Below are 13,160 nucleotides of genomic sequence, written 5' to 3' on the forward strand. Positions count from 1 at the left end.
ATCATGACGATAATAATACCAATGAAATCTCGACAAAAACGCCAATAACAGCCTTGTTCCCTTAGCGATGTTGTGAAAGGTGATACCGATGCAAAACGAGCAAGTATTAAACACTACTTCGACAGATCAAGCACGATTCTTAGTCGAACAATTTTGGCAGCTGATGGCCAGCAATGATTTCTATTCTGTGAGTGCTGTGTTAAGTGAAGATTTTGTATTGGAGTGGCCACAATCTGGCGAGCGTATTCGTGGCGCAGAGAATTTCGCAAAAATGAACGCTGAATATCCCGCGCATGGACCATGGATTTTTACGGTGCATCAAATTGTGGCTGAACATGAGAAGCTTGTTAGTGATGTGTCGATAACGGATGGTGTGCAGCGGGCGCGGGCACTTAGCTTTTTCACTGTTGCGAACGGTAAAATTCAAAAAATTGTTGAGTTTTGGCCCGATCCATTTGTCGCGCCAGAGAATCGTCGGCATCTTGTTGAGATCATGGCCTAAAGAGCAGCGATGTCACACGCAAATAGCGCCTTCATTTTTTGCGTAAAGCATCGATAAGCTTTTGACCAAATACATTAAATAATAGACCTGCCATTACAATCATCGCTCCAATCATTTGTGTTTGATTGAGTGATTCGTCCAGAATAAGCCATGCAGATGTAAGCCCAACGACAGGCACCAATAGACTCAATGGTGCCACTACGTGCGTAGGCAACGCGGCTAATAATTTGCCCCACAAAGTATAGCCAATCAAGCTAGCTGCGCCAGACAAATACAAGATTGCTAGTACGGCAGTCAAGCTAATGTGCGTCAGACTATGCCAGACTACCGTAACGCCATCCATCAAACACGATAGCAATAGGAAGGGAATGATAGGTAGTAAGGCGCTCCATGCAACCAAGCTGAGCATATTGACTGCGCCCATTTTTTTGCTCACGATGTTGCCGCACGCCCAAGAAAGTGCTGCACATAATGTCAATCCAAAGCCCGCCACACTCACTTGTGTAGCGCTGTTTGTGATGCTAGCGCTACCAAGTAAGAGTAATCCAAGACTCGCAATGAAGATGCCGATAACATTGCTCGGTTTTAAGCGATCACCGAAAATTAAAGCCGCTAAACCAACAGTGAAAAACGCTTGCGCTTGTAATACTAATGAGGCCAAGCCAGCCGGCATGCCGACCGCAATCGCAGAAAATAAAAACGCAAATTGGGCAAAACTAATTGTTGTCGCATAAATGACTAGCCATTTCAGTTCCACCTTGGGTTTGGCTAAAAAGAAAATGGCGGGGAAGGCGACGAAGGTAAAGCGTAATGCCGCTAACAATAATGGAGGTATCCCTTTCAAACCAATTTTAATCACGACAAAATTCATGCCCCATAAAACAATCACGATGAAAGGGGTGATTAAATGGATAGGTTTGAGATGGGTATGTGTCATCTGGATGTTCTATTCTGTAGTAGGCAATTTGTAGTGGGTTTATTTGCGGTAGGCTTTTCTGGAGCCATCTTCGAACACTTCGTCATCACTACGCAAAGCGCCTTGTTCATTCCACGATTTTTGTCGATAAATCTTGCCAGCAGCATCGTAATGATATTCATGGGCGAGATTGCCGTTTTCAAAAAAATGTTGATGTATGCCGATGGCACGGCGACGGTAAGTCGATTCAAGCACATAGCTAGCCGTTTCGATTAACTTACCTTTGTCAGAAAAACTCTTTGCCTCAAGAATCGGATACTTTTCTTCGTATCGGTATCGGTCTTGTACGCTAGTTTGACCATTCAGATAAAACTTTGTTTCTTCCATCAAGACATTGCGTCGACGTCCATCTTGTTCAAGCATCGTGAATTTTTGTTCTTTAATGAGAGAACCATTTTCATGAAATTCTGTTTTGCGAATGAACGCGCGTGATTTTTCTGCTGTGTTGAAAACAACTTGGTAGCGCTTATTGCCGTTGTCGCCGTAGCTGGTCTCGGTCAGTTCATTATTTTTTAATTCGCTGGTGCTGCGCACTTTGCCGCTGTTGTAGTCAAATTGGGTAGATTCTTGTACGACCCCAGCTAGCAGGGTTTCGGTAGCGCGTTTTTGTCCGTTGTCGTTGAAGTAGGTGAGCTTAGATGGCTTTGCTTTAAATCCACATAAGTTGGCATCATCGACATGTGGCGCCAAAATCGGTTTATTTGCACAGCGCAAACTATTAAGGCTGCCGTCTGCATTCCAACGTATGCTGGCAGATTCGGCTTCATTATTACCGATCATTTCTAACTTTTTGAGCTTTCCTTCCGTTGTCCATTCTCTTTGCAAGCCTTTGCGCTTGCCATGATCTTCGGTTTCTTCTTTGATCAACTTGCCATTGCTGGCGTATTCACGTCGCAGGCCGTGTCGCTGTCCATTCTCTTCATCATGAAACTCTAAAACTAAAACACCATCGCGGTACTGACGCGATAAACCATAGATTTTTCCCGCCTTAATTTCTCGTTCTCGACTTAGTTTTCCTGTTTCTCGGTCTTTGCACTGGATGATTCCAGTTTTGCCTGCGGTGGTCGCACCGTTATACATGCTGACAGATTCACCGTTCAAAGTGCAATCTTCAACAGCGAAACTGACTGGGCTGAATAGCGATCCAAATGCTAGGCTGCAACTGAGCATGACTGCTTTCGGTGAAAATGCATGGTGCATAGTGTGATTCTCTTATTCATGGGGAAATGCAAATGATTATATGTCAGCTTGTTCAAGGCATCGCGTTCAAATGCCGAGATCACAGAATTTCGTAGATGGCGCATCTTTGAACGTCCTCTGTTTAAAATTTTTTATCCGCCGATTTCACATATAAGAGTATTTTGGACGCTACTTAACAAAGTTTGATCGACGAAATTGGTTGTTCTCAAATCGATTGTGAAATGCGTTTTATAATCAGATCAGATTGCTTGAGAATGAACCATCTCGGCGAAAGACAAAATAGACACAGAATAGACAAAAATAGGTGAACTAATTATGTGGATAGACAGCCATTGCCATCTTGATGCGAGTGAGTTTTCTGGTAAATCATTAGCCTTAGCGGATGAGGCCGCGCGTATGGGCGTGTCTGCGATTGTTATACCGGCAGTGCATCGAAGCAATTTTTCGGTAGTTGCGGAACTAGCGCGGCAAAGAGCCGATTGTTTTTTTGCCCTAGGTATACATCCTATGTATGTAGCGACTTCGCATGAAGATGATTTGCAATTTCTACGTGCTGAAATTGCGCGCTTATTGAATGATCCTGACTTGGGGCAAGCATTAGTTGCAGTGGGAGAGATCGGCCTGGATTACTTCGTTCCGGCATTGTGTGAGTCACCATTAAAGGAAAAACAGGAATTCTTTTACAGCGAGCAATTGAAAATAGCGCGCGATTTTGATTTGCCTGCGTTGTTACATGTGCGAAAATCGCAAGATAAAATATTAAAATATTTGCGACGCATTCCGGTGCGGGGTGGAATTGCGCATGCTTTTAATGGCAGCACACAACAGGCGCGACATTTTATCGATTTGGGATTTAAATTGGGGTTCGGTGGTGCAATGACTTTTACGCGCGCATTACAGATACGTCGTTTGGCTAGCGACTTACCGCTCAGTAGCATAGTGCTTGAGACTGATGCGCCGGACATCGCGCCACGCTGGTGTCATCCAGGGGTTAATACTCCGGGGGAGCTGGTACAAATCGGATATGAACTTGCTAGTTTGCGTGGTCTAGATCAGCTTGAGACTGCACGACAAACGACTGTGAATGTGCTTGCTGCCTTGCCGCGCATGCAGGCAGGTTTTGTGTTGAGATAATTCTAGTGCGTAGCGCGATTCTGAGTTTTGTCCTTGGTGTCGCGTTATTGCAGCAACAAGCTGCTGTATTCGATCTTCTTCCTTTAAGTCTGGCATTTGCGATTTTGTGTTTGTTGGCGCGGCAGCTAAGTCGTCGTCAAGTCGGACAGGGCTCTCGATTGATGGCAGTGACCGTCAGGCTAATAATTTGCTTCCTCGCATTCGGAATTGGATTTTGTTGGGCTAGCTTTTTTGCGCATTATCAATTACGTCAAGAATTACCCAAAGAGTGGGAAGGACGGGATTTGCTAGTGCAGGGCGTAATCGATCAATTGCCGGTAAAGACAGATAACGGTACGCGCTTTAATTTTTCCGTTGAGCGTTACATTCTTCCTAGCGATTTAGTACCCCAATCGAGTCGGATAAATAGACAGACTCAATTAAATTCGGCAACACAGCAACAGACACAATCAACACGACAAATCTCGACAGAGTCATTTCCTAAGCGGCTGGCGCTGGGATGGTTTGATGATGCGGATGGAGTGATTGATACACCATCGCTACAACCAGGGCAGCGATGGCAATTGCTGGTTCGTTTGAAACGCCCTCATGGTAATGCTAACCCTTATGGCTTCGACTATGAGGCATGGCTGTTTGAGCAGGGCTTGCGGGCGACCGGCAGTGTAAGACTGCGCTTAGGTTCCCACGCTGATCATAATGCACAAAACGGTAGACCGAATTTACTATTAACTGATTTTGTTTGGAGCCTTTCCAATTTAATCGAACGAAGCCGATTTCACTTGCGTGAGCACATGCTGCGTGATCTCTCTGGCTCAGCTTACGCAGGCATATTAACTGCTTTAGTGATTGGTGATCAACGCGATATTTCTTCAGCAGATTGGGCAATGTTTAATCGCACTGGTGTCGGTCATTTGATGTCGATCTCAGGTTTGCACATTACAATGATTGCCGGTTTATTTGCTAGTTTGATGCACTTTTTGTGGCGGCATTCTTTCTTTACGCGGGCGCAATTGCCGCTGATAATTCCTGCTCCAAAAGTAGCCGTATTATCGGGTTTGATTGCTGCGATCATCTATGTCACTTTAGCTGGTTTTGGTGTTCCTGCGCAGCGCACTTTGTGGATGCTGGCAGTGCTAGCGATCGCGATATGGTGTGGTAGAGGTGCGAGTAGCACTCATGTATTAATTCTTGCCTTGGGGGTTGTTGTTGCACTTGATCCTTGGGCTGTATTGTGGCCGGGATTTTGGCTGTCGTTTGGTGCAGTTGGTGTTTTATTGTATTCGAGTGCGGGCAGAATTGAGGTGCGCGCAGCGGCGGCCGATAATCAGGGTTTTTTGCACCAATTTGGATTGCGCAAACTAATACCGCAGCTGCGCATTGCCGCACGTGCCCAATATGCGATTACCTTTGGCTTGGTGCCATTGACTTTACTCTTGTTTTCACAAATCTCTGTCCTTAGTCCAATTGCTAATGCTATCGCCATTCCCTTGGTAAGCTTTGTTGTCACTCCGCTGGCATTATTAGGAAGTGTGTTGCCCGCACCTTTATCGGCTTGGTGCTTATTCGTTGCGCATGAATGTGTCGCGCTTTTGGTGCAGTTTCTCGAATTATTAAGCGCTACTAGCATAGCGGTTTGGCATGCCCCAAAACCAAGTTGGTGGATGTTTGCTGCGGCTAGTTTAGGCTTATTGTATTTGCTTGCCCCGCGCGGTATTCCTATGCGTTGCTTGGGCGCGATGTGTTGTCTGCCTTTATTATTGCAACCTGTACAGGGTCCTGCAAAAGATCATTGGCAGGTGACCGTGTTCGATGTCGGGCAGGGATCGGCAGTGTTGGTGGAAACTGCACGCCATCGTCTCCTTTACGATACCGGACCAGGAACTTCTGATGATAGCAATAGTGGCACACGCGTGTTGCTCCCTTATCTGCAAGCACGTGGTATTACACATCTTGATCAATTAATTTTGTCACACAGCGATAATGATCATTCTGGTGGTGCGATTAGCATTTTGAAGAATTTGCAGGTTGGTCAATTGCTTTCGTCTTTACCTGAGCAGCATCCGATTACGCAGCATGCGAAACAGTCATTGCGTTGTGTCGCAGGACAAAGCTGGGAATGGGATGGCATTAGTTTTGAAATTTTGCATCCTGTGCCTGTGATTTATACCAGCGACAAATGGAAACCGAATGCGCTTAGTTGCACTTTAAAAATATCAAGTAAATCAAATGCGATGCTATTGACGGGCGATATCGAGGCAGTTCAAGAGGATCAGTTAATTCATAGGATTCCTGAAAAGCTCGCCGCCGATGTGTTGTTAGTGCCACATCATGGCAGTGGTACCTCGTCAAGTGCTGCCTTTCTTCGAGTGGTAAAGCCGAGTCTGGCTTTATTTCAGCTGGGTTATTTGAATCGCTACCATCATCCGAAAGATTCGGTATTGCAACGCTATCTTGATTTTGGAATAAAGCCTCTAAGGACGGACACAAGCGGTGCAATCACATTACAATTTGGCAGCGCCATACAAGTGAGTGAATACCGTAAAGACCATGCACGTTATTGGCATCAATAGTATTTTAGTTTGCTGATTGCATGCGTCGTAGAACTCAACATCGTGGTAAAACAAAGAACAAATCACTTTTCAAACAAATGTCTAAACCTATCGTTCATTTTTGTCACGGCAATAGCTTTCCAGCGGGAAGTTATCGTCAAATGTTTAATGAATTATCTCCACATTACGATATTCAGTATTTAGACATGCATGGACATAATCCGGCTTATCCAGTTACCACCAATTGGCCGTTTTTGGTGCAAGAGTTGATCGATACTTTAGAAGCACGTTACCAAGAGCCAGTGATTTTATTAGGACATTCTTTAGGTGGAATTTTATCTTTAATGGCCAGTAGTCAACGTCCTGATTTAGTGCGCTGTGTGGTAATGATTGACTCACCTGTGGTAACTGGTTGGCGTTCTATGTTCTTAAAGACTTTTCGTGTATTGGGTTTGCTAGAGAAATATTCCCCGGCTCAATTTGCTTTAAAACGACGCATGATATGGCGCGACAAGCAGGAAGCGTTTGAGCATTTCTCATCGAAGGAAAAGTTCGCTATCTGGCCGCCAGAAGTATTGCGCGATTATATTGACGCTGGAATGCAGGATCATCCCGAAGGCATTTGTCTCAAGTTTACCCGCGATATAGAAAGCCAGATCTATATGACCTTGCCAGGCAATCTCGGTGCTGTGGCCAAAAAATGTACACAATTGCCAATCGGCTTTGTTGGTGGTACGGAGTCGATAGAATGTCGGCAAGGTGGTTTATCAACCACGCGTCGCTTGTGTGGAGAGAACTTTGTGCAATTGCCAGCCGGGCATTTATTGCCGATGGAAATGCCAGAGAAAACCGCAGCGGCTTGTCATGCGATGATACAAAAATTGCTGAAGAATTAGTGTTGGTAAAATCCTCGCTACAAATGTTTCAATGCGGTATTGATCGCGTAAAATGGTATTCTCATCTCGCTACCATGAGTTCATTATGCGTTCATCTTTTTCCTTATTTTCATTTCCGACTACTTCAAGTACAAAATTCAGTGCAGGACAAATTACGCGTTCTAGCGCGCTTTCATGTGCGCTGATTTCCTTGTTCATCAACGGTGAAGCGCTGGCGCAGGATAAATTGACCAAGGAACTAGGTGGTTCGTGGTTACCATCGACTTCTGAGTATCAACAAGTGCAGGCACAAGGTCGTTCTCAGTTTGTTGTAGACGTAGAAAACGATAGTTTGCTAATGAACAAAGATGATGGCTTCTATACCAGTGGAATACACTTAATCCTAAACAAGACGCTGCGTATGCCAAGCCAATCAATTAGCTATGGTTGGCATTTTGGTCAAGATTTATACACTGCTTCTGATATTAAATTAAAGCCGGAGCAAATCAGCCCAGTTGATCATCCTTATGCGGGATGGATCTACATGGGTGTTTTTCGTGAACTACAAAACAGCGATGGAAGTGGCTTGCGTCTAGGTTTGGATGTGGGTTGCCTTGGTCCCTGTGCTGGTGGTGAATGGACCCAAACCAATTTACATCAGGCTTTAAATCAACCACTGCCGCAAGCATGGCGTACCCAGTTGCGACAAGAATGGGGTATGGTTTTAAATGCGGAACTAGCACCGGCTCGATGGAGTTGGATGCCAGAGATGGACCTCGGTAGCCGATTCAAATTACGTGCTGGGAATATCTTTACCGATGCTAAGGCTGAGTTAGTCTGGCGTTACGGTCGTTTAAATGCGCGACGCGAAGATCAAGCTAGTTTTGTATTTGCACGTACCGAATTGCGAGCGAGTGCGTATAACGCAACTTTGCAAGGTGGGTATTTCAATCAACAAAGTTTGTCTATGCATCCACGACGCGTGATACCTGAACTGGAAATTGGTTATCAATATCGAGGTGAAGTCTGGGGCTTTTATGCATCGGTGCTGCGTCGAGGTAGCGAGATCAAAGAGTTGTCGAATGCAAAAGCGGCACAGAATTTTGCCAAACTTCAATTTGTCTATGCATTGAAGTAAAGTGTTTTGTTGCTTTCTTTGTCAATGCAGTTCAGCGCTTGGGACATAAGATTGTAGGTTGGGTGATTTTCTTAATGCATGACGTGCTCGGTGAAGAACTACCATCATATGATTTTTGCTCATGTTAAGTTGCTCACAAATTTCGGCGCTATCAATGTCTAAACAGTCCGCAAGTTCGAAAGTGTGTGCATTTTTTCTAGGAAGTAATTTCAATGCTTGTTCCAGTTGGATAAAGAATTTCTTTTGTTCCAATGCGGTAGGAGGGTCAAATTCTTCGCATAAACTGCTGCGGCTTATACCGTAGCGGATATCTGCAACATGAATTGATGATTCATAGTCGCAAGTGGCGAGTGTATTAAGTTCGGAATAGGTGTTTTGTACGTGCTTTGCGCGTCGAAAGCTATCAATAATTTTGAACTTTAAGATTGCTAATACATAGGTTGCTAGCGTTGACCTCCCTTCGAATCGCTCTGGTGCTTCGAGCACAGCGAGTAGTGATTCTTGCACTACATCCTCGGCAATTGCGTCATCATAAATTCGCTGTTTTGTGAAGCGCAGCATTTGTGGCCGTAATGTGCTGAGTTGGTTTTGTAAATTCATGCTAATACTCATTATGTCATCTCTTCTTTCTTTTTTTGTATAGAAGTGGTTGTTTTGTTCGAATGAGTAGCGTCGCTGGTCAACGACGATATCAGTTGGCTGTGCCGATAGATCCGTTTTGATACCGTCGCTTCGATACTACAAACCGTCTTTTTGCAGATGATTATTTGCTGACGATAGGGCGTTGCATCGGTGCGAGTTTTGAAATTAATTTATTGGCAATAGATGACGGTATTTGGTTCATCTCCATCGCGATCTGCAAGTCTTCAGCGAGTGCATTAAAGTGAGCATTGCTGATGTTCATGCCTTGATGAGCTTCGTACATATCTTTCCCCTTGTATTGGCAAGGACCACCTGCAAGTTCGCAGAATTGCGCCACCAATAAAGCGCTAAATTCATCCTTCTTCATTTTCGCAAAGAAAGAGTTGATACGCGTGTCGGCTAAGATTAGCGGTACAAAATCATTGACGATTTTTGTGATCCCTTCTGTTTTACCCAAGCCTTGATAAAGAATGTCATCTTTTTTGGTTTCCTGCGCATGTGCTCCAAAGTTAGTAAAAATGACTATTAAAGTAATGCCGATAAATTGAAAAAAATTATGATTGAATGCGTTGTTCATAATCGATATCTTTCTAAATTAGATAAATTGATGTTTGATGAATTGGATTGGCGTCTCTTAAAAACCTGCTTGCATCGATAGATACCAACCCTGCTGTTTTTTAGGATTGAAAATCGTGATATCGCCAAGTTGGACAAAAGCTGCGGTGACAGAAAAGTTTTTGCTGGGAAAGTAAGCAACGAAGATGTCTGAGTAATCTTTTTCATTATCGACACCAAGATTACGTGGCTTCATTCGGTACTCTGCACCGATAACAAGCTTTCGATTAACTAAATATGCAATTGAACCTTCAAGTTGTGCTTGGTATCGATCTTTTTTATCGCCGCCGAAGCCAAGTAGACCCATTTGATTTGCTTTGGTCATCCTGACAGTTCCGTTGACTAAGAGGCTCTGCGCTAAATATATTTTGGTGGCCGAAAGATAATAATCAATACCATGATCGTCTTTTGCCCCTAATTGTTTAACATTGGTTATGCCAAGCGCACCGAGGCCACCAACTTTCGCATCACGTTTATATTGCATCCCACCAGAAATTTGAGGCATCCATCCAGCTTGATCGTACACGGCATCGCCAGCCAATTTGACTTTGATACCGAGAATGTCTTGCTTTAGATTGAGTGCATTGAGTGGTGCGAGGCGACCAGTAAATTCTTGTTGTGCGATTGAAAATTCAACTTGATCTGCAATGCCAATCGCGACACCGTGGGTCTTTAGACGATAATCTTGTGTGTTGACTTGGGTATAGTGTGCGTTTGCACCATAGCTATCCCGAGTTCCATAGCCAGTAATCAAAGCCCAAGGTGTCAAACCACCACCACCAGCACCCTCGACTTGACTCACACCACCGGTTGCTGTGAGCTTTCCCATGTCTGGTAGGCGTGAATCTTGTGCCTGCACTATACTGGTGAAAATGCTAATGCCAGTGACAGTGATGAGTTTGATTGATGGAATTAGTTTAAATCTAGTCATGTGAACTCCCTAAGTGTTTAGTCAATGAGTCTTTGTGAACGTGTTGTGTTTCAGTCGACTACTACAGACTTATACGAAAGGTAGTTGCAGCTGGATTCAGAATTTTTAAAATATTTTTGCGATTGTTTTTTTACCTCTTGCTATAAAAAAGCCATCCAAACTGTCATGTGTGGATGGCTCGCTTGCCCTTTTGCTGATTAGTACAATTTAATTGGTAAGTTAGTGCGGCGCTAAGTAGTCTTAAGCCAGCTACCTTTAAATAGAATTGGACCACTTGGCTTTTCTGGATTAGCTGATCCGCCTTTAGGCTCTAAGCTAATCGCGAGTAATTGTGGCGTGCCACTGTTAACTTCTTTTGGGAGGGTAATGCGCAATACATCTTTTTCTCCCGTATTGCTAATCAACCCGAGTGAGCGTATTTTGCCCTCCTTAGAAATCGACCAAAGTTCTAAGCTCTTGTCAGTTGCTACAGTAGGTTTTTCAATAAAGCGCACTAAGATTTGATGATGATTGACATCACTGGAAATCACCGCTATCGGGCGCGACTGCTCATCCGACAGTGTCGCTACGTACAAGTCGGGGACAACACCTGGGTCTGTAGGCTTGAGGATAAATACAGCCAATAGAATCAGTGCGCTACTTGCGGCCAAACTAATTCCCCTCCAAAAACTGAGTGAATCCAAAAAATTAAATAGCGTGTTTTTACTTTGTACTGCTCTCAATTTGAGTTGCTGTTCAATATTTTTCCAAACGTGGGTTTCGGGTATCTGCTTGCGGCTAAATTCCATCATCGGCATTAGATGCTGCTCCCACTCTCGGACGATTTGTTGTAGGTGTGGATCGTCGATTAACCAATCGCGGAATCGGCGACGTGCACCTCCTCGTAATGTGCCCAATACATATTCGGCTGCTAGTTTGTGTTGCAGGCGCTTGTTGTGTTTGATATTCATAGTTTTGCACCTACACCAATACTGCCAATCTGAGTAGTGTTATTTGTATTTAGACAGAGTCTTAATTTTTCTAAACCACGACGTATCCAAGTTTTGATCGTGCCGATAGGCAACTCCATTTGTTCTGCGACTTCGCTGTGAGATAAGTCATGAAAATATGCCAAACTCATCGCTTGTCGATGTAACCCCTCTAATTTCGTCATGCATCGTGCAAGAGATGCTGCGTCTTGGCTGAGTTCTAATGCTTCCACTGGAGTAGTATCTTGGCTCTCCATTGTTCTCCATACTTCTGTTTCGAATTGATCCGTATCGTAGCTGACGGTCAGATGTTGACCATTATTTAATTTTCGCAATAGATCGAAAGCTCGATTACGTACGATTGTTGTCATCCATGTCATTGGTGATGCGAGGCTGCTTTGATAACTATCTGCATTATTCCAAATGTTGACGAAGCTCTCCTGGAGGACCTCCTCAGCTAGCTCTCGGTTTTGCAGAATTCGCAAGACGAAACTAAACAATTTTGCTGAACTTGCCTCATACAATGCTTTGAAAGCTTTGGCATCTTGCTTGGCAACAGCGACTAAGCATAAATGGAGATGCGCAGGGTCTGAGGCTAAATTTTGAGTATGTAGGCTTGGCAAGGGATTTCCTTATAAAGAAAGTTAGTTGTATCTGTTGAAATTAATTAATTTCATTTTTAACGCTCACAATTTATACGTTTAAGATAACGAATCGGATGCAAAATTCTTCTGAACTTTTTAAGTTGATTACTTATGCAAAACGATAAAACACAATTTGCCAAGTGTGCTTACTTTGTCTGTTTGATGCGATTATTATTTTGGTTCAGATATGATTTAGGATGCTCGAATATGACTCAGTATCCAGTAATCCCGCGCTCTACCATGAATGTGTTTATAACGGCGAAGTAGTCCCTCACGCTCAAATTGGCATCGTTGCAATACATTCAGTGAACGAAAATTGCTGTCTAATACACATGCTTGGACCCGCACTAAACCAATTTCTTGGTGCGCCCAATTGGTTAGTGCTTGGCAGGCACTGCTAGCAATACCTTTGCCCCAATAAGCAGGCGATAAATCATACGCAATTTCCGCACTGAAATTCGCTTTAGCGTAGGTGTGAAAACCTATGGTGCCGATTAACTCATCTTGCTGATTGGTGACGGCAAATTTGATTTGAGCCAGCGGCTGTGACCAGTCTTGCACTTGAATGAATTGTTGTAAGTCTTCGGCCGATTTGAGCTGCCAACTACTTTGCTCTTTTACCTCAGGCAATCTCAGATAATTGAACCAAGTAGGCAAGTCTTTGGCGAGTATCGGTCTCAAGTAATATCCACTTAAATTAAGCGCTGGTAGTGGTGAGGAGCCAAACGGATTTTTGGCATTGTCTTTTGATCCTTGTGGCCCATTAGGAAAAGTTAATTTAGGTAATCCAAAGTTCACTTTGTTTTTTTGACCTTATTTTAAATAATTGGATGTTAAAAAAATTGACTAAATGCACTGATGTTGAGCCGCTTTTTGTCGTCATTCAGTCGATGAATTGATCGTTTAAATAAATGCAATTTAGCATCAATTTGAGTGTACTACCACTGCAAAAAAACTTCTTGCTGATGTGCGTCGCGGGGCATCAT

General features: G+C 43.8%; 13 protein-coding genes. 5 read left to right on the plus strand and 8 right to left on the minus strand.

All coding sequences use genetic code 11. The features are described 5' to 3' along the window. Positions 1-88 precede the first annotated feature (88 nt). Positions 89-502 (plus strand): nuclear transport factor 2 family protein, encoded by a 414-nt coding sequence (locus IE103_RS12830; protein ID WP_189346529.1) that lies wholly within the window; start codon positions 89-91, stop codon positions 500-502. Between the two features lie 31 nt (positions 503-533). On the opposite strand, the gene IE103_RS12835 is transcribed toward IE103_RS12830, so the two are convergent. Continuing rightward, positions 534-1,439, minus strand: a complete 906-nt coding sequence (locus IE103_RS12835; protein ID WP_189346530.1) for an EamA family transporter — start codon at positions 1,437-1,439, stop codon at positions 534-536. A 39-nt stretch (positions 1,440-1,478) separates the two neighbouring features. Further along, positions 1,479-2,678 (minus strand): toxin-antitoxin system YwqK family antitoxin, encoded by a 1,200-nt coding sequence (locus IE103_RS12840; RefSeq protein ID WP_189346531.1) that lies wholly within the window; start codon positions 2,676-2,678, stop codon positions 1,479-1,481. Between the two features lie 315 nt (positions 2,679-2,993). Here IE103_RS12840 and IE103_RS12845 point away from each other — a divergent pair, with 315 nt between their 5' ends. The 4 genes from IE103_RS12845 to IE103_RS12860 all read left to right on the plus strand — a co-directional run bounded on the left by IE103_RS12845 (position 2,994) and on the right by IE103_RS12860 (position 8,374). Continuing rightward, positions 2,994-3,812 carry a TatD family hydrolase gene (locus IE103_RS12845; protein WP_189346532.1) on the plus strand — a complete coding sequence of 273 codons (819 nt, stop codon included), beginning with the start codon at positions 2,994-2,996 and terminating at the stop codon, positions 3,810-3,812. 5 nt (positions 3,813-3,817) lie between these two features. Further along, positions 3,818-6,382: a DNA internalization-related competence protein ComEC/Rec2 gene (locus IE103_RS12850; protein ID WP_189346533.1), complete on the plus strand. Its 2,565-nt coding sequence runs from the start codon at positions 3,818-3,820 to the stop codon at positions 6,380-6,382. Between the two features lie 20 nt (positions 6,383-6,402). Further along, positions 6,403-7,257, plus strand: a complete 855-nt coding sequence (locus tag IE103_RS12855; protein ID WP_229827273.1) for an alpha/beta fold hydrolase — start codon at positions 6,403-6,405, stop codon at positions 7,255-7,257. A gap of 85 nt (positions 7,258-7,342) precedes the next feature. Then, positions 7,343-8,374, plus strand: a complete 1,032-nt coding sequence (locus IE103_RS12860) for a lipid A-modifier LpxR family protein (RefSeq protein WP_189346534.1) — start codon at positions 7,343-7,345, stop codon at positions 8,372-8,374. 21 nt (positions 8,375-8,395) lie between these two features. Here the strand turns inward: IE103_RS12860 and IE103_RS12865 are convergent, their stop codons facing one another. The 6 genes from IE103_RS12865 to IE103_RS12890 form a co-directional block, all read right to left on the minus strand. Continuing rightward, positions 8,396-8,974 carry a sigma-70 family RNA polymerase sigma factor gene (locus IE103_RS12865; RefSeq protein WP_189346535.1) on the minus strand — a complete coding sequence of 193 codons (579 nt, stop codon included), beginning with the start codon at positions 8,972-8,974 and terminating at the stop codon, positions 8,396-8,398. Positions 8,975-9,137: 163 nt separating this feature from the next. Continuing rightward, positions 9,138-9,593 carry a group I truncated hemoglobin gene (locus IE103_RS12870; RefSeq protein ID WP_189346536.1) on the minus strand — a complete coding sequence of 152 codons (456 nt, stop codon included), beginning with the start codon at positions 9,591-9,593 and terminating at the stop codon, positions 9,138-9,140. Positions 9,594-9,650: 57 nt separating this feature from the next. Then, entirely contained in the window at positions 9,651-10,460 is an 810-nt protein-coding gene (locus IE103_RS12875) for a DUF3034 family protein (protein WP_229827295.1), read from the minus strand. A gap of 332 nt (positions 10,461-10,792) precedes the next feature. Next, positions 10,793-11,512, minus strand: coding sequence for an anti-sigma factor (locus IE103_RS12880; RefSeq protein ID WP_189346538.1), 720 nt, complete (start codon positions 11,510-11,512; stop codon positions 10,793-10,795). Next, the gene (locus tag IE103_RS12885; RefSeq protein WP_189346539.1) at positions 11,509-12,153 is read right to left on the minus strand and encodes an RNA polymerase sigma factor; all 645 of its coding nucleotides are present in this window, start codon (positions 12,151-12,153) and stop codon (positions 11,509-11,511) included. Before IE103_RS12885 ends, IE103_RS12880 begins: the two co-directional genes overlap by 4 nt. A gap of 213 nt (positions 12,154-12,366) precedes the next feature. Then, entirely contained in the window at positions 12,367-12,972 is a 606-nt protein-coding gene (locus tag IE103_RS12890; RefSeq protein WP_189346540.1) for a GNAT family N-acetyltransferase, read from the minus strand. Positions 12,973-13,160: the final 188 nt, after the last annotated feature.

It is taken from the genome of Affinundibacterium macrobrachii, from assembly GCF_014652415.1.
Taxonomy (GTDB): Bacteria; Pseudomonadota; Gammaproteobacteria; order Burkholderiales; family Burkholderiaceae_D; genus Undibacterium; species Undibacterium macrobrachii.

Bases quoted from the DNA above. Each gene is read 5' to 3' on its own strand.
- IE103_RS12865 (WP_189346535.1), bottom strand. From the start codon at position 8,974: ATGAATTTACAAAACCAACTCAGCACATTACGGCCACAAATGCTGCGC.
- IE103_RS12855 (WP_229827273.1), top strand. From the start codon at position 6,403: ATGCGTCGTAGAACTCAACATCGTGGTAAAACAAAGAACAAATCACTT.
- IE103_RS12840 (WP_189346531.1), bottom strand. From the start codon at position 2,678: ATGCACCATGCATTTTCACCGAAAGCAGTCATGCTCAGTTGCAGCCTA.
- IE103_RS12835 (WP_189346530.1), bottom strand. From the start codon at position 1,439: ATGACACATACCCATCTCAAACCTATCCATTTAATCACCCCTTTCATC.
- IE103_RS12875 (WP_229827295.1), bottom strand. From the start codon at position 10,460: ATGGGAAAGCTCACAGCAACCGGTGGTGTGAGTCAAGTCGAGGGTGCT.
- IE103_RS12870 (WP_189346536.1), bottom strand. From the start codon at position 9,593: ATGAACAACGCATTCAATCATAATTTTTTTCAATTTATCGGCATTACT.
- IE103_RS12880 (WP_189346538.1), bottom strand. From the start codon at position 11,512: ATGAATATCAAACACAACAAGCGCCTGCAACACAAACTAGCAGCCGAA.
- IE103_RS12845 (WP_189346532.1), top strand. From the start codon at position 2,994: ATGTGGATAGACAGCCATTGCCATCTTGATGCGAGTGAGTTTTCTGGT.
- IE103_RS12860 (WP_189346534.1), top strand. From the start codon at position 7,343: ATGCGTTCATCTTTTTCCTTATTTTCATTTCCGACTACTTCAAGTACA.
- IE103_RS12830 (WP_189346529.1), top strand. From the start codon at position 89: ATGCAAAACGAGCAAGTATTAAACACTACTTCGACAGATCAAGCACGA.